The sequence below is a fragment of the Arthrobacter sp. HY1533 genome, assembly GCF_027568515.1.
Classification (GTDB): Bacteria; Actinomycetota; Actinomycetes; order Actinomycetales; family Micrococcaceae; genus Specibacter.
Map to the genome: position 1 here is coordinate 16709 of NZ_JANKZF010000022.1, position 22610 is coordinate 39318.

Consider the following 22610-nt stretch of genomic DNA (forward strand, 5'->3'; position numbering starts at 1 on the left):
ATGACCGCTTCCCCGCTTTCCGTTCTGGACGCCGACAACCTGGCCGCAGACCCCAACTGGTGGCGCCAGGCCGCCGTCTACCAGATCTACCCGCGCAGCTTCTACGACGCCAACGCCGACGGCCTCGGAGACATCAAGGGCATCACCGCCAAGGTTGACTACCTCAAGGAACTGGGACTGGACGCCGTCTGGCTCAGCCCGTTCTACCCCTCCGAACTGGCCGACGGCGGCTACGACGTTGCCGACTACCGCAACGTCGACCCCCGACTGGGCACCCTGGCCGACTTCGACGAGATGGCCGCCGCCATCCACGACGCCGGCATGAAGATCATCGTGGACATCGTCCCGAACCACTCCTCGGACCAGCACGCCTGGTTCCAGGAGGCCCTCGCCGCCGAAAAGGGCTCCGCAGCCCGTGCCCGCTACATCTTCCGTGACGGCCAGGGCGCCAACGGCGAGCTGCCGCCGTCGGACTGGGGCTCCATCTTTGGCGGCCCGGCCTGGACCCAGGTGCCGGACGGCCAGTGGTACCTGCACCTGTTCGCCTCCGAGCAGCCCGACTTCAACTGGGACAACCGCGAAATCCGCGACGACTTCCTGAAGACCCTGCGTTTCTGGTCGGACCGCGGCGTTGACGGCTTCCGCATCGACGTGGCCCACGCGCTCTCCAAGGACCTGTCCGAGCCGCTGCCGAACAAGGCCGAACTGCAGCGCCTGGAGAAGCTGCACAATGGCTCCAACCCGCTGTGGGACCGCGATCAGGTCCACGAAATCTACGCCGAATGGCGTGCCCTGTTCAACGAGTACAACCCGCCGCGCACGGCCGTGGCCGAGGCCTGGGTGGACCAGTCCCGCCGCGCCCGCTACGCATCCCTGGACAGCCTGGGCCAGGCCTTCAACTTCGACCTGCTCATGGCCGATTTTGAGGCCAAGTCCTTCGCTGAAATCGTGACGAAGAACCTGGCCGAGTCCGCCGCAACCGGCGCCTCCTCCACCTGGGTCTTCTCCAACCACGACGTGGTCCGCCACGCCACCCGCTACGGCCTGCCCAAGCTGGCCGACGCCGAGAAGACCCAGGACGGCAAGGCCTGGCTCCTGAACGGCGGCGACGAAACCGAACTGGACCGCGAGCTGGGCCTGCGCCGCGCCCGCGCCGCAACCCTGTTCATGCTGGGCCTGCCCGGCTCCGCATACCTGTACCAGGGCGAGGAACTGGGCCTGCACGAGGTGGCCCACATTGCCGACGCCGACCGCCAGGACCCCGCGTTCTTCCGCAACACGGGCATTGAAGTTGGCCGCGACGGCTGCCGCGTTCCCCTGCCCTGGACCAGCGCCGACAAGTCCTTTGGCTTTGGCGATGCCCAGGCGCACCTGCCGCAGCCGGCCTGGTTTGCCGAGCACGCAGCGGACGCCCAGGACACGGTGGAAGGTTCAACCCTGAACCTGTACCGCAACGCCCTGGCCCTGCGCCGCCAGCTGCAGACCGGCGAGGAACTGGAGTGGATCAGCAACACCAACCCGGACGTGCTGCACTTTGCCCGCCCCAACGGCTGGAACGTTGTCACCAACTTCGGCGAAACCGCCGTCGCACTCCCCACCGGAACAGTTGCCGTGAGCAGCGTTCCCCTGGAAGACGGCAAGCTGCCCGCCAACGCCACGGCCTGGCTGGTTTCCTAGTCCCGACCCCGCTGGTCGAGCTTGCCGAGACCCCGCTGCCGCCCGTCCCGCATTCAGGGGCGGGCGGCAGCCCCCGTTTTTGAACCACATGATTGGACACACCTTGGACACCCTTTCCCGCGATGCCCTCCGCCTCGGCATTGACATTGGCGGCACCTCCATCAAGTACGGGGTGGTGGACATTGAATCCGGTGCCCTGGCCGGCCCCCTGGCCCAGCTGCCCACGCCGAATCCGGCAACGCCGCGGGCCATGGCCGAAGCCATGCGCGAACTGCTCGCCGCGGTGGAGCTGTGGGACGCTGCCCCGCTCCCCCACACCGCCGCGGGCATTGCGTTCCCCGCCATCATCCGCCATGGCACGGCCCACTCCGCCGCCAACATCAGCGACGACTGGATCGGCCTGCAGGTCAACGAACTGCTCGGGGAAGCCCTGGGCCGGCCCGCCACCACCATCAACGACGCCGATGCCGCCGGGCTCGCTGAGGCCTCCCGCGGGGCGGGACGTGGGCAGGGCGGCACGGTACTGGTCCTGACGCTCGGCACGGGCATAGGTTCGGCCCTCGTGGTGGACGGAACACTGGTGCCCAATTTTGAGCTGGGCCACCTGGAACTGGGAGGCGGCAAGGCCGAGGCCAGCACCTCGGCCGTGGCCCGCGAACGCGAGGGCCTGGACTGGGCGGGCTACGCCGCGCGGCTGCAGGACTACCTGGCCCATGTGGAGTTCCTCTTCTCCCCGGAGCTGATCATCTTGGGCGGCGGGATCTCGGTGCGGCACGCGGAGTTCCTGCCGCTGATCAGCCTGCGCACACCCGTGGTGCCGGCGCAGCTGCACAATTCAGCCGGAGTGGTGGGGGCGGCGCTGGCCGCCGCATAGCTACCCGCTCTGCGCGCATGTCCCTACATGCGCGCAGAGCGGGTACGTACGCGGCGGCTACTGCTCCGGGGCGAAGCTTCCTTCCAGCCCCGGCACGCAGGCGCCTGTCCACACCGAAAGCACCTCTTCCCGGCTGGGCAGCCCGTTGACCGCCGGGCTCAGCACTGGCCGGTGCACCCACGCCCCGGCCTCTTGCGCAATGAGCCCGCCGGCGGCAAAGTCATGCTCAAACAAGCCAAATTCCAGGTACGCGTCCACGGACCCTTCAGCCACGGCGCACAGTTCCAGCGCCGCCGAGCCGAGCCGGCGCAGGTCGCCAAAGTGGTCCATCCGCGCGTCGAGCTCGGAAACCAGGCGGCGGCGCACATCGGCGTCGTACGTCAATGCCGTGGACAGCAGCGTTCCGCCGCGGGCCTCGAGCGGGCCGCGGAGGGCTCGCACGCCCTGCACTCCGTCGGCCCGGGTCTCATCGAGCCAGGCCCCGCCGCCCTGAGAGGCGAAGTACACGCGGCGCAGGGCCGGGGCGTTGACCACCCCGGCCAGCCATTCGCCGTCGGGCCCGGCAACAGCCACCGAGGTGCCGTAGTAGGCAATGTTGCGGATGAAGTTCATGGTCCCGTCCAGCGGGTCAATGCTCCAGCGGTACCCCGACGGTTCGGCGGGCAGCTCCGGCGCCAGCTCCTCGCCCGTGATGACGTCGTGCGGGCGGGCGTCGGAGATGACGGCCCGCACCGCCCGTTCCGCAGCCACGTCAAAGGCCGTGACCCAGTCGGCGTCGGAGGATTTTTCCGTGGCACCAAAGCCTTCCGGGTCCCGGGCGGCCAGCACGGCGGCCCCTGCGGCTGCGGCCCGCAGGGCCACCTCGAGGAGTTCGTCAACGGTCACGGCGTGCGCAGTCATGAATTTCCTTTGCTTGGTTTATTCCGCGAATGCGGCCGGCCCGGAGGCCAACAGCAGCTTGAAGGCGTCCTCGTCCAGGACCGGGACGCCCAGGGACTCGGCCTTGTCCAGCTTGGACCCGGCCGCCTCCCCCGCAACAAGGTAGGAGGTGTTCTTGGAGACCGATCCGGCCGCCTTGCCGCCGCGCACAATGATTGCCTCCTTGGCCTCGTCGCGGCTGAGCGTGGGCAGCGTCCCCGTCACCACAATGGTCAGGCCCTCCAGGGTGCGCGGCACGGATTCGTCCACGGCGTCGGCCATGAGCACCCCGGCTTCCTTCCAGGCGTCAACGATCTCCAGGTGCCAGTCAACGGCAAACCATTCGATCAGGGCGTCGGCAATGATGGCACCCACGCCGTCAACATTGGCCAGCTGCTCACGCGCATCTTCGGTCAAAAGCGCCGCACGGATTGCATCCATGGTGCCGTAGCGGGTGGCCAGGGCGCGCGACGCCGTGGGCCCCACATGCCGGATCGACAGGGCAACCAGCACGCGCCACAGCGGCTGGGACATGGCCTTGTCCAGCTCCTTGAACAGCTTCTCGGTGGTCTTTGAGGGCACCGAGGGCTTCTTGGCCGTGGCCTTGGTGTAGAAGTACGGCACAAGCTGGAACTTGCCGGTGCCTGCGCCCTTGGACCGGATCTCACGCCAAACGTTGACGTCAGCCAGCGCCTCACGCAGCGCGGGATCCGGGTAGCTTTCCGCCAGCTGGAAGACCTGCGCCTCGCTGGTCACGGGGCCGGGGCCGCTGGGGGCAATCACGCCGCCGTTCTCCGCCGGGTCGGGGCCCGGCCCATTGGTCAGGGCCGCCGCGGCCTCGTAGCCCAGGGCCTCAATGTCAAAACCGCCGCGGCCGGCCAGGTGCGCAACGCGCTCGGTCAGCTGCACGGGGCACGACTTTGAATTGGGGCAGCGGATGTCAATGTCGCCGTCCTTGGCCGGGGCCAGCTCGGTGCCGCAGGACGGGCAGTGCGTGGGCATGACAAATTCACGCACGGGCGGGTCCTGCAGATCGCGCAGCGCCATGACGGGGCCCACGATCTCCGGGATGACGTCACCGGCCTTCCGGAGCACCACGATGTCGCCGATCATGACGCCCTTGGCCTTGACCACGTCCTGGTTGTGCAGCGTGGCACGCTCCACGGTTGATCCGGCAACCTTGACGGGTTCCATGATGCCGAACGGGGTGACCCGGCCCGTGCGCCCCACCTGCACCTGGATGTCCAGCAGCTTGGTGTTGACCTCTTCGGGCGGGTACTTGTAGGCCACCGACCAGCGGGGCACGCGGGAGGTGTGGCCCAGTTCGCGCTGCGTGGCGAGGTCGTCCACCTTGACCACGATCCCGTCGATCTCGTGGATGAGATCGTGCCGGTGCTCGCCGTAGTGGGCAATGAAATCCATGACCTCCGGGAGCGTGTCCAGCACCTTGTAGTAGGGGCTGATGGGCATGCCCCAGGACTTCAGCAGAGCATACGTTTCCGACTGCGTGGCCGTGCCCAGGCCCTCGCGGGCGCCGATGCCGTGCACGTACATGCTCAGGGGCCGCTTGGCGGTCTCGGCCGGGTCCTTCTGGCGCAGCGAGCCTGCGGCGGAGTTGCGCGGGTTGGCAAATGGGGGCTTGCCCGCGGCCACCATTTTCTCGTTCAGCTCGGCAAAGTCCTTCGAGGCAATGAACACCTCGCCGCGGATCTCCACCTCGGCCGGGAAGTTCTCCCCGTGCAGCTTCTGCGGGATGTCCTTGATGGTGGCCACATTGTGGGTGATGTCCTCGCCCGTGGTGCCGTCGCCGCGCGTTGCAGCCCGCACCAGCACGCCGTCGCGGTAGAGCAGGTTCACGGCCAGGCCGTCGATCTTCAGCTCGGTCAGCCACTGCGGGGCCTTGCCGCCGCGCTTTTCCACCGAGGCCGCGGCCCGGACCAGCCAGGCTTCGAGTTCCTCGAGTGAGAACACGTCCTCCAGCGAGTACATCCGGGCCAGGTGTTCGACGGCGGCGAACGCCACCGACACGTCGCCGCCTACCTGCTGGGTGGGCGAATCGTTGGTGACAAGCTCCGGGTGCAGTGCCTCGAGCGTCTCGAGCTCGCTGTACAGCACGTCGAATTCCGCGTCGGAGACCAGCGGGGCATCGTCGTTGTAGTAGGCCGCCCGGTACTTCTGGATCTTATCCACCAGGACGCCGTGGCGCTCCCGGTCCGCATCCGCGGGGACGGGGGCGGGGACGGTTTCGGGCACCGCCGAGGGCGTTTCATCGACGGTCAAGGGCTGGTTTTCTTCGTTCTCGCTGCTCACGCTTCCATCTTGCCCCACCCGGGGCGCAGGCGCATCCACGGCACCCGGCCACACACAAAAAGAACCGGCCCGCAGCATCTGCTGCGGGCCGGTTCCAGAAAGCGGGGTGCGTGTGGCTTAGGCCGAGGCGCGTTCCTGCTCGGACTTCTGGCGGTTCACCAGGGTCTTGACGTCGTTGAGGTCGTTGATGACCCGGTTGAGCTGCTGCTTGGACTGCGGCCACTGGGTGCCCTTGAAGCGCTCCGCGTCCGGGCCCTTCCAGTTCACGGAGTTGACCTTGCCATCCAGGGTGCCCATGGCCGACTGGATCTGGTCAATTGCCGTTCCCAGCTTGGAGATCAGTTCCGCCATGTCCTGGGGATCGCTGCCGAGCATACCTGCCATGATGCACATCCTTTTTTCTAAGGTGGGGCCCGCCGGTGATTCCAACCGGGCTACTGAAATCAATCTAACAACACCCGCCGCGCAGGGCGATGGGCACATCTACCCACCCGTTACCGCGCGTGGTCCATGGTGTTGGCCACCTGCAGCTTGAATGCCTTGCCTCGACCCACCACATAGCCGCGGCCGGGGATGAACTTGTTGTGGTTCACGCGGCCCAGCGAGGTGTTCATCAGGGTGTCGCCCTCAATGTCGCTGGGGTTCATGAGCAGGCCGCGGCGGCCGGCCTTGAACAGCCCGGACAGGCTCCAGGCGCCGGACCAGGTGGAGGTCTCGGCCTCGCCCACCACAAACAGGTTCGCCTTCACGGCGGCCTTGATGAGGTTGACCAGGTCCATCTCGGCCTCGGAGTCGGCAAACTCGGTGACGCCCTCGATGAAGAAGGCCACGGGCTCGCTCTCACTCTCCACGAGGTCGATGAAGCGCTGGAGCTGCGGTTCAAGCGCGCCGGCGGTGACGATGGCCTCGTCCCAGACCGGCAGGTTCGCCACGGCCGAGCGACGCGAGCCGAAGTACACGCGCCGGGTGCCCGGCGTCGAACGTTTCAGTGCCTCGGCGAGCGTGACCAGGGCCGTGGTGCGCCCGGACGACGGCGGTCCGGTGAGCATGAGCGCGCCGGTGGCCGGCAGCCCGGCCGGTTCCAGGTTGTGGTCGTCCACGCCGATCATGACGTGTCCCGGCGTTGCCGCGGGCAGCACGTCCAGATCCAGCAGCTCCGGCAGCGACTCCATGCGCGGGGCCTCCGGCACGCCCTGGCGGCGCATGGTCTCGGCCAGGCTGGCCACTTGGCGCGCCTGCAGGGCCAGGTTGGAGGTGCCGCCGAAGATGGCCATCTGGATTTCGCCGCCGTCCACCATGCCGCGCCCGGGGGGCGAGGCGGCCGTGAGCACGTCGCGCGGCAGGCCCAGGTTGGAGTAGTCCTCGGCCGTGGCCAGGCGCAGCACCAGCAGGCGCTGCACGGAGGACGCCAACGACGCCGGCAGCGACTTCGGGCTGTCACCGGCAATGACAAGGTGGATGCCCATGGGACGGCCGTCGGTGGCGATTTGCTGCAGGGTCTCGAACTGGTTCATGCCGGTGCGGAACTCGTACAGTTCACGGAAGGCGGCCAGGCCGTCCACCATGAGGATGATGCGGGGCTCGGCGGGCTTGTTGGCCAGGCGGCGGTATTCGGCGATGCTGCCGGCCTTGACCTGCGCAAAGCTCTCGGCCCGCTCCTCGATGAGTCCGCGGATGTGGCGCAGCAGCCGGCCCACACGCTCGGCATCCTCGGCGTTGATGATGCCGCCCACGTGCGGGAGCACCTCAAGCATCTGCAGGCCGTTGGAGGCCGCGTCGATGCCGTACACCTGCACGGGGCCGCCGCGCGGGGTGATGGCGGCGGCGATGGCAATGGTGCGCAGCGCCGCGGACTTGCCCGAGCCGCTGGCGCCCAGGATGGCCATGTTGCCGTCCCTGTCAGGTTCGAAGAACACCGTGGGCTGGGCCTGGTGCTCGGGGTCGTCCATGACACCCAGCAGCAGGCGTTCGTCGGTGCGCGGCGTGGGCAGCTTGGAGAAGTCGTAAATTTCCGACAATTCGCTCAGCCACGGCTTGCGGGGCGGCTTGACGCCCAGCTCGACGGCGGCCAGGGAGATGTTGGCGACCACCTTGGCTATGTCGTTCGGGCCGGCCGATTCCTCCACGGGAACCGCCTCAAGCTCCTGCTCCCAGGGGGTGCCGGCGCCGAAGTCCATCTCCACAATGTCGATCCGGGGGCGCTGCGGGGTGCGGCTGGTCCAGCCGCCGGCGTAGCCGGTCTGGAAGCCCTGGATGCGCCCGGGCCCGGTCTTGGCGGCGCCGCGGCCGGGGATGGACGGGCTGAAGTACGCGGCAGTGCTTTCGCCCAGGATGTCCATGGAATCGTCCACGTCGGCCATGCGCAGCGCGATGCGCATGTTGGTGTTGGCGCGCAGGCTGTCCTTGATGACGCCGGAGGGGCGCTGAGTGGCCAGGATCAGGTGCAGGCCCAGGGAGCGGCCGCGCGCGGCAACATCCACCACGCCGTCCACAAACTCGGGCACCTCCTTGGCCAGCGCGGCAAACTCGTCCACCACAATGATGAGCGACGGCGGCGTCTCGGGGTCCGCCTCACGCTCCATGGCCAGCAGGTCCTTGGCCTTCTTGCGGTTGAGCAGGTGCTCGCGGTGGTGCAGTTCGGCGCGCAGCGAGGTCAGCGCCCGGCGCACCAGGTGCGGGGACAGGTCGGTGACCAGGCCCACCGTGTGCGGCAGCTGGACGCAATCGGCAAAAGCGGCCCCGCCCTTGTAGTCAACGAACAGGAAGGAGAGCCGGTCCGGGCTGTAGGCGGCGGCCATGCCCAGCACCCAGGCCTGCAGGAACTCTGACTTGCCGGCACCGGTGGTGCCGCCCACGAGGGCGTGCGGGCCCTCGGTCTTCAGGTCCAGGTACATGGGTTCCACGCCCTTGGAACCCACCAGGGCACGCAGGGAGCCCTGGTGCTTGCGGTTCTTCACGGCGCGGGAGGCCACGGAGTTGTTTTCCAGCCAGCGGTCGGCAATCCCGGAGGTGCCCTCCACGATGTCGTGCCCGGCCAGGGCAACGTAGGAGACGCTGCGCGGCAGGTCGGAGTCGTCGTCGACCGGCTTGCCCGCGTCCACCACGGGGGCCATCATGCGGGCCAGCTGCCCCGCCAGCTCGGCGCCAACGCTTTCGCAGCTGACGGGGTACGTGAGCTGGCCCAGCCGGACCTGGCCCGTGGTGGCGGTTTCGGCAACGTGCACAAAGTCGCGGCACGGTGCGGGCAGGGCCTCCACGGAGGTGGCCACCCACAGGATGTGCACGCCGACGTCGGCTCCGTGCTCCACGAGGCGGGTGAGCCGGGCGCGGTCCGCCTTGACGTCGTCCTCGATGATGACCAGCAGGGCGGGGGTGGCCGGCGGGGGCACTTCCCCCTTCTTGGGGTCCTGGGGTCCGCGGTGGGCGGCGCCGTGGGCGTTCATGTTGGCCCCGCGTGTCACCAGCAGGTCCTCCAGGGCGGCCAGCAGCACGCCGGCGGCGCCGTGGCCCGAGGCCAGGTGTTCGCCTGCCAGGGGCGAGTGCACTGAGCCCACATGCGGCAGCCACTGCAGCCATTCCCAGCGTTCCTTGGATTCGGTGGAGGTCATGGCGGCCACAGCGAGCTCCGCCGGGGAGTGCAGCCCGGCGGCCTGGAGCACCAGGGCACGGGCCACGTCGTCCACCACGCCGCGCGGTCCGGCCACGCCCAGGGCGCCGCTGTTGCGCAGCTGGGCCACCACGGGAACGGCGTCAATATCCTCGAACTCGGCCTTGAGGTCCTGAATCTCGGCCATGTATTCGGGCAGGGTGTTGTTGTCGCTGGGTGCCTTGACGGGTGTGCGGGACGGCTGGCGGCCGATGCCCAGGCGCATCGACAAAAACGCCCTGTGCTCGGGGCGGTGGGTCCACATGAGCGGGCCCAGCTTGTAGATGGCGTCCACTGTCTCGGCGGTGGACGGGCTTTCGGCCAGGCGCACGGCCCGCTCCACCTGCTGGCGGGCGGTCATTTGCCGGCGGAATTCGGCCGCGGCGCCGCGGAACTGCTCAATCGAGTCCCGCAGCTCCCGCTTGACGTTCATGTTCTGGTCCACCCAGCTGCCAATCATCATGACAGGCATCATGGCCATGAAGATCAGGCTGAACAGGCTCTTGGTGACGCCGAACATGATGGCGCCCATCAGGATCGGGGCCATCAGCATGACAATGGGGAAGGGCTGGCGGCGCGGCCGCTGCGGGCCGGCGGGCACCACCTGCTCCTCCACCTTGAAGTGCGGCACCACGCGCGGGGAACGGTTGAACTCCACGAGGGGCCCGGTGGGGCCGGACTGCGCGCCGCGGCCAAGGGCAACGACGGAGATGGTGGTTTCGCCCAGCGTCACCTCGTCGTAGGAGCCCAGGACTGCACGGGAAATCTGGGTTCCCTCCATCATGAGCCCGTTGGCGGAGCCGGTGTCCACAATTTCCACGGTGTCCCCCACCGTGATGCGGGCGTGCCGCTTGGAGGTCATGGGGTCGCTGAGGCGCACATCGGCGTCGAAGTCGCGGCCAAGGTAGCTGGTGCCTGCCGGCAGGGCAAACTCCTTGCCCGTGTCCGGGCCGGCCAAGACCCGCAGCGTGGCAACGGCCGGCCCGCGCTCGGCCTTGGCCAGTGTGAAGCTTTCGGAGACCTGGGTCAGGGACACCGTGGCGCCCGGGCGCAGCCCGGATTCGAGCAGGTTGGCCTCGGGCGGCAGGGTCCGCCCGCGCACACCGCCCACCATGGATTCCTCCACGAGCAGGGACAGGTTTTGCGGCGCGGCCGCCCCCTTGCGTGCGGGGTCGGCCAGGTACAGTTCCGTGGCGATGTCCCCCACCGAGGCGAGTCCGTCAACAGTGACGGCCAGGTTCGTCTCTGCCTGGGGTCCGCGCCGCAGCGTCAGCCTGATCCTCATTCATCATCCGTTCCGCGTTGCGTGTCCAGCAGGGGCAGGTCATCCGGGGTGACCAGGTGGGAGGTGACGGCGTGCTCCACGAGCCGCGCCCGCCGGTTGGTGGCCAGCTTGCCGCCGCCGCCGCGCAGGCCCACCACGCCCACGCGGTCCAGCTTGTCGCACACATTGTCCAGCTTGCGGTTGAAGCGGGTCAGCGCCCAGCCCAGCCGCTTGGCGGCCTGCGCCGAGGACGGGATGGAGCTGAAGCCTGTGCCGCCGCGCCGCAGCATGGGCTCGGCGAGGGCCACGATGAGGGCCTTCTGCGAGGCCGTGAACACGACCGGGCCAATCGTGGTGGACCCGGCGGCGTCCTCCTCGCGGCTCTGCGACATGAACGACGGCGCGTCCAGGTGCACCGACAGCTCGTAGGTGGTGGGCCCTGCCGTGAAAATCACGTTGGTCTGGCTGAACACGAGCGGGATGCGCGCGCCCGGAGCCATCCACGCCTGCATGCCGCCGGCGGCATCGGCAATCGTGGCCGAGAGCATGGTGCCGGCGTTGGTGAGCCACCAGATGCCGTCGTACTTGCTGACCTCCAGGAACTTCCTGTGCAGGTACGGGTTGTCGTCCACCTCAATGTCGCCCTCGCGGCCGATACTGAAGACTGCATCGGGTGATGGCTCGTACCATTCGCCGCAAAAATCAATGGTCAATTCAGCCATGATGGCGTCCCCCTGTTGGTGTTGCGGTTGTGGTGCGGTTGGCGGTCGGTGCCTCTAGGAACACTTCTTGCTCGCCTCCGAGGTGTGCCCGTTCTTGCGCACCAGCTGCACGGCAATGCATGACTCGTCGTTGGGTCCGTTGACCACAAAGACCCTGGTGTCGGTGGTGGGCTTGAACTCGCCCGAGTCCACGGCGCTGACCGGGGCCCACAGGTACTTGTCGCCCTCCTGCGGGTCCGGGTTGCTCCAGCTCCATTCGGCGCCGCCGTTCTTGGGCGTGGCGGTCAAATCCGTCACGGCCGGCACGGACACGTCCGCGCCAATGACCAGGGCCGGCGGCGGCGTGGTGGCCTGGGTTTGCAGCGCGTCCGGGTTCTTGGGTGCCCCCGTGTTGGTGAACACCACAATGCCCACCACGACGGCGGCCACAAGCACCAGCCCCGAGCCCAGTCCCAGCCACAGGCCTTTGCGGCCGGCAGGGGCCGGCTGTGCTTCCCCGGTGTGGGTTTCCACCGATCCGGCTGGCGGGGCCGGCATGAGGTCGCTGCGCTGGAGCGTGGTGTCAAGGACGTGGGGCGCCAGCGCGGGCGACGGCAGCGCGGGGCTGCCGGGCGCGGGTGCGTCGTTCCACTGGGTGGGCGAGGCGACGTTGGAGAATCGGCTGCGGACAGTGGGCCCGCCCACTGTGTCGCCGTCTGCCTGGGGCGCTGACGATTCCGTCGCCGGTGCCTGGGAGGGGACCGTCTGGCCGTTGCGGACAAGACCCGTGGTGTTTCCTGTGGAGCCGGTGGTTCCGGGCACGGTGCCCCGGTGCGTGGGGAAGCTGGGATTGGAGGTGGAGGCGTCGGGGTCGATCGAGACGATGCTGCGGACCCGGGTGGCCTCGGCGTGCTCCTCGGGACGGGCCTCCGCGGTTGCCACCTCCTGCTGCACCTCAAAGGGCGTGACGGAGAGGTTCAGGTCGGCCTGGATGCGCATGAGGGCACGGGCAAAGTCCTTGGCCGTGCTGTAGCGCGAGCTGGGTGACTTGGCCATGGCCGTGGCCAGGACCAGTTCCAGTGCCTCGGGGATGTCGGCGCGTCCCAGCCGGGGCAGGGGCGCGGCGTTGATGCGGGCCACGAGCTCGCGCTGGGAATTGTCGGCACCGGGGATCACGAAGGGTGAGTGGCCGGCCAGGAGCGAGTAGATGGTGGCGCCGAGCGACCAAATGTCCACCTTGACGCCGTCGGTTGCACCCGTGCCGAAGGACTCCGGGGGCGACCACGGGATGGACATGCCGCCGCCTTCCTCCTGCACGGCGTCCATGGTCCCCGAGATGCCAAAGTCGGTCAGGGCGGGGCGGTTGTAGTCGGTGATGAGGATGTTGGCGGGCTTGATGTCGCGGTGGGCGATCCCGGCCCGGTGCGCGGTTTCCACGGCCGAGGCCACCTGGATGCCGATTTCCAGTGCCCTGTCGGCGCTGAAGCGGCCCTGCCGGTACTGCATGTCCAGGCTGGGGCGGGAGCAGTACTCCATGGCCAGGTAGGAGTGGCCGGAATCGGTGATTTCGGCCTCGTAGATGGTCACAATGTACGGGTGTGCCGAGAGCTGGGCCATGAGGTTGGCCTCGGACTCAAAGCTGGCCCGGGCGCCCTCGGTTTTCAGGTCGGCAGTGAGGACCTTGACGGCAACCTTGCGCCGGGGCCGGTCCTGCTCGTACAGGTACACATCGGAGAATCCGCCCGAGCCCAGGACGGAGACAAAACGGTAGCCCGGCAGCGCGGGGGGCGCCGCCGGTGCACGCCTGCTGCTCACAGCAGCCCGTCAAAGAGCAGGGACACGCCGTCGCCGAGTTCGGCGATGTCGCCGTTGAGCAGGATTGCCTCCTCGCCCTGGCTCAGGCGGCGCGGGGGCTGGCCCTCGCGCACCAGGACGGTGCCGTTGGTGGCCTTCAGGTCAACCAGGAGCACGTCCCAGCCGTCGAGGCGGACCTCCACGTGGGAGCGGGAGATGTCGCCGTTGCCGCTCTGGACCTGGACCAGGCGCGGCATGGCCCCGCCCATGACCCGGGAGACGGAGGGCTGGCGGCCAATGATGAGCGAATGGTCCAGCTCCACCACCTCGCCGCTGGAAATGTGCATGGTGCCCAGGCGCGGGCGGCCCACTTCACGCGGCTCGGAGTTGATGGCGGCACCGCAGTCCGAGCACACGGCACGGCTGGGCGGGTTGGCATGGCCGTTGGGGCACATGCGTGCCAAAACCATGGGGCCCGTGGGCGGGCGAGGTTCCACATGGGCGGCGGCGGCCTGCTGGTCCGTGTCGAGCTCGCTGCGCATGATGGTCTGGCCGTCGTGGTCGGGGTCCCAGGGGGCGTCCGACGGCGCATCCGGCTGTGCGTCCAGCGGCGCGTCAGCCTGGGTGCCCACGGCGTCGCTGGCCGGAAGGCCGGCAACCGGGGTCTGCGCGCCGGGCTCGGTCTCGTGCCGGGCCCACGGCACGGAGTCAATCATGAGGGATTCACCGTCGCTGTCCTGCGGCTGGGCTGCCGCTTCCCCTGCGGCTTCATCCTGGGCTGCTGTGTCAACGGGTGCGGCCCCGGCTGCCGGCGGCATGGGGGGCAGCGGCGGCAGGGCGGCTTCCGCCGCTGCCTGCTCCTCCGGCTGGCCCTCCCCGTCAAGGCGCACGGCGGCGGACTCGACGCTTTGCGCCACTGTTGCGCCAAACAAGTAGTCGTAGTTGATCGTGAAGCCGTTGTCGGCGGCGTCCTCGGCCGACGGCGCGGCCTCACCCGTGCCGACGACGCCGTCCTGCCCAGCTGCAGCGTCTGCCTCCTGGTCGTCGTCGAAGGCGTTCCCTTCCGGGTCCGGCTCCGCGGAGGCATCGGCGGATGCGTCCTGGGCTGCTTCGTGCGCTGCAATGCCGGCGTCGGACTCTTCCTCCTCGAAGGGGCGGATGGTGAGGTTCAAGTCCGATTCGGCCCCGGCATCCAGGCCTTCCGGTTCGGTGAATTCCTCGAAGTCTTCCTCGGCATCGTCCTGCGGGAGGGCCACGGGTGCCAGCTGGGCGTTCCACTCGGCGTCGGCTGCCTCGGCGGCCATGGCAAACACTGCGTAGGCGTCCTCGTCCTGCCCGTCGTCAATGGGTTCCCCGGTTTCGCCGTCCACCTCGGTGTCCTGGCCCGTTTCCTGGGCCAGGGGACCATCTGGCTCCTGCTCCGCCGCGAACGTGACGGGGGCAGCGGCGGGGGTGACGGCGTCGTGCATGGCGACGGGCACGGCGGGGGCGCCCATGGACAGGGACTGCAGGCACACCACGGCCTCGGAAAGGGGCAGGATCCGCGGGGATGCGCTGCCGCCGGGCTCGGCCAGGGTCAGGACCAGGGAGTCCGGCAGGGGCAGTGAGCGCTCGCTCCAGGTGGTGACGTCGCGGCCGGAGACGGTGTCGGTGCCGTCGGCCGAGGCCGCCACGAGGCTGATGTCCCCGCGCAGGATTGCGTGCAGGCGGTCGCTGCGGACCAGGATCGCAAAATCGGGCATGCCGGTCAGGCCGGTGCCGAAGCTCTCCGTCAGCTCGTTCAGGACGCCGTGGATGGTGGGGGTCTGCCCGAGGAAGTCCCAGAGGTGGTTGACAATGGCCGGGTCGGTGCGCCCGTCCAGTGCGATGACCGAGCCGGAGCGGACAATGCCAATCCATGAACCGGTGCTGTAGGTGCTGCTAACCATGATTCTCCTCGTGCAGGGACTCTGCTGCTGCGGCGTGCGCCGCGGGTGACGTTTCGGGCAGCGTGGCTGCGGGACTGAGGACGGATTCCGGGATGGATTCCAGCACCTCTACGGGGATGGGCGCCTGGGGCTGTGCGGGAACCGGCTCCGTGGCCGGATCCATGCGCGGCAGGGTGTCCTCGGCGCCGGCGCGGGGCATTTGCGCCGTGTTGAGCGTTTCACCGCTGTTGTTGCCGTGGACGTTGCTGGCGTCGACCACCACAACCGTGATGTTGTCGCGGCCGCCGGAGCGCAGGGCCGTCTGGATCAGGGAGTCCACGGCGTCCTGCGGGTGGCGCAGCGTGCCCAGTGCGCGGTGGATCTGCTCGTCGCTGATCTCACCGGAGAGCCCGTCGGAGCAGACCAGGATGCGGTCCCCCTCCTCGACGGGGACCAGCCAGAAGTCGGCCTCCGTGTCGGAGCCGGTGCCCAGGGCCCGGGTGACCACATGGCGACGCGGGTGGGTCAGGGCCTCCGCGGGCGTGATGAAGCCGGCGTCAACAAGTTCCTGGACCTCGGAGTGGTCCACGCTGACCTGGGAAAAGCTTCCCTGGCTGAGGCGGTAGGTGCGGGAATCGCCCACGTTGAAGACGAGCCAGTACGGCACGCCGCGCTCCTCCACGAGCACCACGCCACTGACGGTGGTGCCGGCGCGGGCGTTGGTCAGTTCGCGGATTCGTGTGTCTGCCTCGCGCAGGGCGTGGTCCAGTTCGGCGGCCGTGGCCGCTCGGGAGCCGGCGGTCAGGACGCCCTGGCTGCTGAGCGTCTTGATGCATTCGCGGCTGGCAACCTCGCCGGCCTCGTGCCCGCCCATGCCGTCGGCCACGGCGAACAGCGGGTCAGCCGCCAGGAAGGCGTCCTCGTTCAGTTCACGTCGCAGGCCCCGGTCGGTGCCGAAGCCGAAGCTCAGCCGCACCCCTGTGGACGCCGTGGAATCTTGCGCCGCGCTCATGCCCGGCCCACCACGAAGGAGCGGTCGCCAAAGTGAACGCGTGAGCCAACCTCGGCCAGGGCCGGGCTGCCGCCGGAAAGCGCGGTCCGCCCGCCTGCCGGGCTGGTGATGGCGCTGCCGTTGGTTGAGTTCCTGTCGGTCACCCACAGCCCCTCGGCGCTGGCGCGGACCAGCAGGTGTGTCTTGGACACGGACCGGCTGGTGTCGTGGACGGAAATGAGGCGCGAAATCATCTCCCCATCGTATCCGGCGGGGTTGCGCCCGATCAGCGCCAGGGCGCCGACGTCCTCGCTGCGGCCGTCGTCAAAGACCAGGCGCAGCGGCTGGACCGGGGCGCCCACGGGACGGACCCGGGTTTCCCCGGCGTCGTCGTCGGCCTGGGCCGCGGCCGCGAGCGTCTCCGGTGCCGGGGGCTGGAATTCACGCGGAGGTTCGGGCAGGGTCGGCTGGGTCACGCCGGGCACGGAGGTGATGGGGCCCTGCTGCATAACAGGCTGGGCCGCGGGTGCGGCGGGCGGCGGGGCAAAGCCGTTGCCGGGCTGGGCGGGGCTGAACTGGCCCGACTGGATGGGCTGGTTGTGGAACTGCACGGCCGGCGGCGCGAAGGGATCCACCTGCTCGGCCTTCTTCCGGCGGCGGCTGCCGCGGGCAGGGGCCTCCGGTGCGGCCGGCGCGGGAGGCACCGGCTGGTTCCACTGCACGGGCTGGACGGTCTGGTCCGGCTGTGCCCACTGCGGCTGGGCCGGGGCCGGTGCCGGGACCTAGGCAGCGCCCTGGGCCGGGCGGGCCATGGGCGAGGAGACCTGTGAAACGGCGGGCATGCCGGCCGGAACAAAGTTGGCGCGCTCGGCGATGCCGCCGGTTTCCAGCGGGTCGCGGCCGGTGCGGACGTTGAAGACAAGCGTGTGTGCCACCTTGTCGTGCCAGCCCTGCGCCTTGCCGTTGGAGTCCCAGGCGTTGGAGAGCACAACGAGCAGCGGGCCAATGGTGGGCACAATGGAGCTGACGTAGACGATCAAGTTGCGCAGGAAGATGGCCAGCACGCCGGCGGGGGTGCCCTCCATGCTGGTGGTGCGCAGCCCCAGCAGCAGGTTGCCCACGGTCTTGCCCGTCTTGGCTTCCCACAGCCACTGGAAAATGGCCCAGCCCAGCGACAGGACCGCGCCGATCCCCAGCAGGACCAGCAGCCAGGTCAAGTCCAGCACCTGTGAGTTGCCGGACGGGGTCACCTTGATGAGGGCGGCGCCCACTCCCCCGGCAACGCCCAGGATGATGCCGGGCACAAGGCCGTCAATGACCCAGGCGGCAAGCCTGCGGCCCGCGCCGCCTGGCACCAGTGCCGTGGCCGCGGCAATGCGCGGGTCCACGCCTACCTGGACGGGGGGCAGCACCGCGGCGGCAGGAGAGGCCGCCACCGGGATGATCCCGGGAACGCCGGCCACGGGCGCCGCAAAGCCGCCAGCTCCGGCTGCTCCGCCCTGTCCGCCAGACCCGCCGAGGGGCACCGTCGATGGCGCAGGGGAAGCCGCCCGGTTGGCCACCGAGGTTCCGCACAGGGTGCAGAAGGCCGCCCCTGGGGCCAGTGCCGCCCCGCAGTTCCGGCAGGGATCGGCCGCTTTTTGCGCCATGTGCTTGTGTACCCTTCTTAGGACTTCTTCTTGAACTTCTCCAGGAGGGAGCGCATGCGCGCCCCGCCCTGGCCGTTGTCTTCGCCGCCGGCACGCAGGCTGCGCCCGCGTGCCTTGTCCCTGGCGTGCGCCTTCGCGTCCGCCAGCAGCGACCTCGGGGAGAACTTTGCCCGCTGCCGCTTCCAGAATCCTACCGAGCCGGTCATGCCGGTGACGGAATGTTCCACGTGTTGCCAGTAGAAGGCGACTTCCTCCTCCGTGGGCTGGCCCGGCCCGAAGATGGCGGCGTCGGCCCTCTCGGCCAGCAGTGCCGTGGTGGCCTGGCTCTCGGGGAAGGCGCCGTAGAGGGCCACGGCACTCTCGCGGCGGGTGCCGTTTGTGTCGATGCCGGCCCCAAGGTCGGTGGCCAGGCTGATGACTTCAGACCAGCCGCCGCCCACCCGGTCGGTGGGCTGCCCGGCTGTCAGGCGCCGCTTGCGCCGTCGTGCCTTGAGCACCACAACCAGGATCAGCGGGATGGCAATGACCAGGATCGGGATGGCGGCGACGCCCACGATCATCAGGATTGCGCCGAGGATGCCGGCAATCTTGTCCTTCTTGCCGTCGGTGTCCAGCGCGTCGGGGGCGCTGTCCGGGGGAAGGTCGGCCGGTTCCTGCGGCGGGGGCGGGGGCTGGAGCACCTGCGGCTTGGGCTTGGAGGCGTTCTGCGGCTCCGGCGGGTTGGGCACGTTGTCCTTGTCCGGCGTCGGGTTGAAGGGGACCCAGCCCAGGCCGGCGAAGTTGACTTCCACCCAGGCGTGCACGTCGGCACCCTTGAGCTGCACCTTGGCGGCGCCGTTGTTGGGGTCCTTCTCATCGAGGTAGAAACCCATGACGACGCGTGCCGGTATGCCCATGTGGCGGGCCATGAGGACCATGGCCGTGGCGTACTGTTCGTCGTCGCCCACCATTTCCTTGCCGCTGAGCAGCTTGGTGATGCGCGCGGCGCTGTGGCCGGAGGTGGACGGCGCCTGCCCCTCCAGCCCGTTGCTGAACTTGCCTTCGCGCTGCAGGGCGCCCTCGAGTGCCTGCACCTTTTTCAGCGGGGTGTCGGCCTCGCCCACAATGTCATTGGCCTTGGTGCCCACCACGGCCGGGACGTTTTCCAGCTTGGGCAGGCGCACGGAGCCGAAGTCGGAGCCGGCCAGCTTGTTCCCGTCGATGTTGGGGAACTGCACGTCCAGTGAGTAGGAGTCGCCCTTCCCGACGCCGGAGAGGTTCAGGGCGGTTCCGGATTCCTTGTTCAGGTACAGCGTGGGGGTCTGGCCCCCGGCGCTGTTGTAGCTCAGGCTCTGGGGTGACTGGACGGTGGGGATCCAGACGCCGCCGTACCCGTCGATGGAAAGCCCGACGGCGGAGCCGCCTGCGGTGCCTCCGTGGCCCAGCGACTTGGGGTCGCCGATGGGGGCAAAGGATGCGGAGCTGTTGGGGTCCACGTTGAAGACCACGCCGTCGTAGTTGTCCATGGCGGCGATGCGGACCCGGCCGTTCTTCGGCAGCCCTTCCGCATCGAACAGGACAGTGTCCTTCTGGTTCTTGACGTAGTCACGGAACTTGGTCAGCGGCGACGGCAGCTCGTGCAGGTCCGGCGGCGGGACCACGGTGTCGCGCAGCACCTCGCGGCTGTTGCTGCCGGTCAGTGCCGGGGCGGCGGCCATGGTGAGCGCTCCGGCCACCACAATGACGCCGGCGGCCATGCCGATGCGGCGCAGCAGTGAGGTGCGGGCACCGGCCTTGTCCTGGACGGGCTGGTTGGCGGAGATGGAACCGGCCATTTCGCGTCGCAGCAGTTCATGCCGGTAGGCGAGCCAGGCAACGGCACCGACGGTGATCAGCGAGCCGCGCAGCACGGGCAGGAAAAGCTCGGCCGTGCCGAACATGATGGCCGTGACGAACAGGACCAGCACGGGCAGCATGGCCCAGTAGGCGTTGCGCACCCGCCAGGCCAGGGTGCCCGCCGCAATGGCCGTGACAAAGGTCGCCAGGTACGGCACCACCATGACGTCAACGCTGCTGCCTACGGGTGCGGCCAGCGTCAGCAATTGCTTCCAGGAGAGCATGATGCCCAACAGCAGCCCGCGCAGCGATGCCAGGCTGGGCAGGAACCCCAGGACCGCCTCGTCGCGGGCGGCCAGGGCGCTGCCAAAGAGCATGTACACCAGCAGCGACAGCCCGGAGATGGTGACCAGGCCCAGGCGCCAGTGCGCACCGAGCGCGGCCACCCCCAGGCCCAGGATGATGGCGCCAAAGCCTGCCAGCAGGTAGGCGGGGTCGTGGCCGAACGTGGGGCCGAAGCCGAGCACGGCGATGCCGAGCAGCACGGCCAGCACGCCGCCGTCGAGCGCAAAGTGCCACCAGGGGCGGCCGCCGGAGAACGCCGAACGCTTCCTGGCGGGGGCGCCGCCGGCGCGGTTTGCCGCGCGGTTGGCGGCACGGCTGGCGGGCTGGTTGTGCGGCGGTTGCCCTGCCGCGCTTCTGCGGGCGCTCACGCGACGGCCTTTCGAAGGACTATGGCCAGATCGTTCAGCTCGCCCAGGGTCAGGACGGTGAGATCGGCAATGTTGGCGCGGGCGGACTGTGCGCCCGTGAAGCAGCGCACGGCAAAGGCGCGCACGCCCGGCGGCACGGAGGCGGCCGCGCTGCGCAGCTGGGCGGGCGTCACCTTCGAACCCACCACGAAGAACACGACGGAGGCGTTGGGCACGGCGTCGGAGAGTGTGCGGGCCAAGTCCACTGAGGTGCCGCGGCGGCTGTGGCCCTCCAGCCGGGTCATGTCATCGAGCAGGTTTTTGCCCGTTTCGCAGCGGATGGGGCCGCGCTGGGTGATGACGCTCAGTTCCCGGTTTTCCTTGATGGCCTGCCGGCCCAGAGACGCCGCGGCGGAGATGGCCATCTCAAAGTCGTCATCCGACTCGTACTCGTCGGTGTTGACCGACAGGGCCACGGCCATGTGCGAGCGGCGCGTTTCCTCAAACTGGCGGACCATGAGCTTGCCCGTGCGGGCCGTGGTCTTCCAGTGGATGTGCCGGCGGTCGTCGCCCGGCACGTAGTCGCGCAGTGCGTGGAAGGCGATGTCCGACGTCGACAGGTCCCGTGTGGTGAGTCCCTCAAGGTCCTTGAGGAAGCCGGCGGCCGGGCCGTCGAGCGAGGTGGTGCGCGGGTGCACGTAGAGGTCGGTGGGTTCGGTCCACAGCACCTGGCGGCGCAGCAGTTGCAGCGGGTCCGCGCGCACGGAGCGCACGGGGCCCACGGTGATGACGGCGCGGCGTGAGGTGGGGATGGTGAACAGGTCCTCGTGGACCTGCGAGGGCTTCATGCGTGGCAGGTGGAACAGCGCGGTGGCCTGGCCCACGGGCAGTTCCAGGGCTGCCGGCAGCACTGTGCGCGAGGACGTGTTGGCCACGGCAATGCTGCCCACGGCGTTGTCGCCCACGGCCACGCGGGTGCGTGCCAAATCCAGCTTCACCGCGTACATGGACGTGCCCAGGATGAATCCGACGGCGATGAGCAGCAGCACCAGGGCCAGGAGGGCCGCCACCTTGGCCTCCTGCCAGCCGAAGCTGGCGCCGAGGATCCACAGCACCAGGGCCGCGGAAATGACCACGATGCCCAGGGTGCTGATGCTAGCCAGCGCCGGCACCACCCAGCGGCGGGTCCATGCGGCGACCTTTGACCAGACGGGGCCAACGTAGATGTTGGCCACCTTGGCCGCCTCACGCCACAGGGACGTGGGGTGCAGCCTGGTGGGTGCCCCGTCGCGGCGGAAGGGCCGGGTGAGGAACTCCCCGGCCTTCCGTGCTCTGGATTTGATGCTCATGATTTACCTTTTGCTGAAAGTGCTGAAGCTGGGGGGCGCAGGCTTAGGCGGATGCGCGCTGCTGGGGTGCGGCAACCTCGGCCAGGACGCGGCTGAGGACCACCTCGGGGGTGGCGCCGGCGAATTCCGCTTCCGGGTCCATGACAAAACGGTGCGTCCACACGTAGGGCGCCAGTTCCTTGATGTCGTCGGGCAGCACATAGTTGCGGCCCTTGGCTGCAGCCCAGACCTTGGCGATGCGGACCATGGCGATGGCGCCACGGACGGAGACGCCCAGTCGGGTCTCGGGCGCGTTGCGGGTCTCTTCGCACAGGCGGGAGATGTATTCCAGCACGGCTGCGTCGGCGTGGGTGGTCGAGGCCAGGTCTGCCATCTCGGAGACGGCCTGCGGGGTGATGATGGCCTGCAGCGTGGAGGTGCGGTCGCGCTGGCTGGAGCCCGAGAGCAGCTGCACTGTGGAGGCGTGGTCCGGGTAGCCAATGGAAGTCTTGACCAGGAAGCGGTCCAGCTGGGCTTCGGGGAGGCGGTACGTTCCGGCCTGCTCAATGGGGTTCTGGGTTGCCAGCACCATGAACGGGCGGCCCGTTTCGTAGGTGGTGCCGTCCATGGTCACGCGGGACTCCTCCATGACCTCCAGCAGGGCTGACTGGGTCTTCGGGGAGGCGCGGTTGATTTCATCGGCCAGCACAATGGTGGCGAAGATGGGGCCCTTGTGGAATTCGAATTCCTGGACCTTCTGGTCGTAGATCATGACGCCGGTGACGTCGGAGGGCAGCAGGTCAGGTGTGAACTGGATGCGCGAGTGCGTGCCCTTGACGGTTGCCGAGAGGGCGCGGGCCAGCATGGTCTTGCCGGTTCCGGGTGCATCCTCGAACAGGACGTGACCTTCCGCGAGCATGGCCGCCAGCGTCAGGCTGATGACCTGGGACTTGCCCAGGATGGCCTGGCCTACATTGGCGACAAGCTTTTCAAAGGTACCTGCAAACCACGTGGCCTGTTCCGGCGTCATGGACATAGTCATTC

The 22610-nt window shown here is 68.9% G+C and carries 15 protein-coding genes; 2 read left to right on the top strand and 13 right to left on the bottom strand.

The genetic code is table 11. The features are described from left to right. Together PCK14_RS15585 and ppgK are read left to right on the top strand one after the other, a co-directional pair. Complete coding sequence (locus tag PCK14_RS15585; RefSeq protein ID WP_269939432.1) at window positions 1-1677, top strand: glycoside hydrolase family 13 protein; 1677 nt, start codon at window positions 1-3, stop codon at window positions 1675-1677. Between the two features lie 103 nt (window positions 1678-1780). Further along, window positions 1781-2551, top strand: a complete 771-nt coding sequence (gene ppgK / locus PCK14_RS15590; RefSeq protein WP_269939433.1) for a polyphosphate--glucose phosphotransferase — start codon at window positions 1781-1783, stop codon at window positions 2549-2551. Between the two features lie 57 nt (window positions 2552-2608). On the opposite strand, the gene PCK14_RS15595 is transcribed toward ppgK, so the two are convergent. The 13 genes from PCK14_RS15595 to PCK14_RS15655 form a co-directional block, all read right to left on the bottom strand. Beyond that, window positions 2609-3451 carry an inositol monophosphatase family protein gene (locus PCK14_RS15595; RefSeq protein ID WP_269939434.1) on the bottom strand — a complete coding sequence of 281 codons (843 nt, stop codon included), beginning with the start codon at window positions 3449-3451 and terminating at the stop codon, window positions 2609-2611. Window positions 3452-3469: 18 nt separating this feature from the next. Then, window positions 3470-5749, bottom strand: a complete 2280-nt coding sequence (gene ligA / locus PCK14_RS15600; protein ID WP_269939459.1) for an NAD-dependent DNA ligase LigA — start codon at window positions 5747-5749, stop codon at window positions 3470-3472. Window positions 5750-5896: 147 nt separating this feature from the next. After that, on the bottom strand, window positions 5897-6163 hold the full coding sequence (locus PCK14_RS15605; protein ID WP_269937755.1) for a WXG100 family type VII secretion target: 267 nt from the start codon (window positions 6161-6163) through the stop codon (window positions 5897-5899). 110 nt (window positions 6164-6273) lie between these two features. After that, window positions 6274-10710: an FtsK/SpoIIIE domain-containing protein gene (locus PCK14_RS15610; RefSeq protein WP_269939435.1), complete on the bottom strand. Its 4437-nt coding sequence runs from the start codon at window positions 10708-10710 to the stop codon at window positions 6274-6276. After that, window positions 10707-11411, bottom strand: coding sequence for a hypothetical protein (locus tag PCK14_RS15615; RefSeq protein ID WP_269939436.1), 705 nt, complete (start codon window positions 11409-11411; stop codon window positions 10707-10709). The genes PCK14_RS15610 and PCK14_RS15615 overlap by 4 nt, the downstream gene beginning before the upstream one ends. Window positions 11412-11465: 54 nt before the next feature. Then, window positions 11466-13205: a serine/threonine-protein kinase gene (locus tag PCK14_RS15620; protein WP_269939437.1), complete on the bottom strand. Its 1740-nt coding sequence runs from the start codon at window positions 13203-13205 to the stop codon at window positions 11466-11468. Continuing rightward, on the bottom strand, window positions 13202-15112 hold the full coding sequence (locus PCK14_RS15625) for an FHA domain-containing protein (RefSeq protein ID WP_269939438.1): 1911 nt from the start codon (window positions 15110-15112) through the stop codon (window positions 13202-13204). Before PCK14_RS15625 ends, PCK14_RS15620 begins: the two co-directional genes overlap by 4 nt. Beyond that, window positions 15105-16103 carry a PP2C family protein-serine/threonine phosphatase gene (locus tag PCK14_RS15630; RefSeq protein WP_269939439.1) on the bottom strand — a complete coding sequence of 333 codons (999 nt, stop codon included), beginning with the start codon at window positions 16101-16103 and terminating at the stop codon, window positions 15105-15107. The genes PCK14_RS15625 and PCK14_RS15630 overlap by 8 nt, the downstream gene beginning before the upstream one ends. Continuing rightward, a complete protein-coding gene (locus PCK14_RS15635; RefSeq protein ID WP_269939440.1) occupies window positions 16100-16804 on the bottom strand; it encodes an FHA domain-containing protein in 705 nt (234 codons plus the stop codon). Before PCK14_RS15635 ends, PCK14_RS15630 begins: the two co-directional genes overlap by 4 nt. A gap of 60 nt (window positions 16805-16864) precedes the next feature. After that, on the bottom strand, window positions 16865-17731 hold the full coding sequence (locus tag PCK14_RS15640) for an RDD family protein (RefSeq protein ID WP_269939441.1): 867 nt from the start codon (window positions 17729-17731) through the stop codon (window positions 16865-16867). Window positions 17732-17748: 17 nt separating this feature from the next. After that, a complete protein-coding gene (locus PCK14_RS15645) occupies window positions 17749-20259 on the bottom strand; it encodes a transglutaminaseTgpA domain-containing protein (RefSeq protein ID WP_269939442.1) in 2511 nt (836 codons plus the stop codon). Beyond that, window positions 20256-21587 carry a DUF58 domain-containing protein gene (locus PCK14_RS15650; protein WP_269939443.1) on the bottom strand — a complete coding sequence of 444 codons (1332 nt, stop codon included), beginning with the start codon at window positions 21585-21587 and terminating at the stop codon, window positions 20256-20258. The genes PCK14_RS15645 and PCK14_RS15650 overlap by 4 nt, the downstream gene beginning before the upstream one ends. Window positions 21588-21630: 43 nt before the next feature. After that, on the bottom strand, window positions 21631-22602 hold the full coding sequence (locus PCK14_RS15655) for an AAA family ATPase (RefSeq protein ID WP_269939460.1): 972 nt from the start codon (window positions 22600-22602) through the stop codon (window positions 21631-21633). Window positions 22603-22610: the final 8 nt, after the last annotated feature.

Coding starts and splice junctions, on each gene's coding strand:
- PCK14_RS15585 (WP_269939432.1), top strand. CDS start 1: ATGACCGCTTCCCCGCTTTCCGTTCTGGACGCCGACAACCTGGCCGCA.
- PCK14_RS15595 (WP_269939434.1), bottom strand. CDS start 3,451: ATGACTGCGCACGCCGTGACCGTTGACGAACTCCTCGAGGTGGCCCTG.
- PCK14_RS15605 (WP_269937755.1), bottom strand. CDS start 6,163: ATGGCAGGTATGCTCGGCAGCGATCCCCAGGACATGGCGGAACTGATC.
- PCK14_RS15610 (WP_269939435.1), bottom strand. CDS start 10,710: ATGAGGATCAGGCTGACGCTGCGGCGCGGACCCCAGGCAGAGACGAAC.
- PCK14_RS15615 (WP_269939436.1), bottom strand. CDS start 11,411: ATGGCTGAATTGACCATTGATTTTTGCGGCGAATGGTACGAGCCATCA.
- PCK14_RS15625 (WP_269939438.1), bottom strand. CDS start 15,112: ATGGTTAGCAGCACCTACAGCACCGGTTCATGGATTGGCATTGTCCGC.
- PCK14_RS15630 (WP_269939439.1), bottom strand. CDS start 16,103: ATGAGCGCGGCGCAAGATTCCACGGCGTCCACAGGGGTGCGGCTGAGC.
- PCK14_RS15640 (WP_269939441.1), bottom strand. CDS start 17,731: ATGGCGCAAAAAGCGGCCGATCCCTGCCGGAACTGCGGGGCGGCACTG.
- PCK14_RS15650 (WP_269939443.1), bottom strand. CDS start 21,587: ATGAGCATCAAATCCAGAGCACGGAAGGCCGGGGAGTTCCTCACCCGG.
- PCK14_RS15655 (WP_269939460.1), bottom strand. CDS start 22,602: ATGTCCATGACGCCGGAACAGGCCACGTGGTTTGCAGGTACCTTTGAA.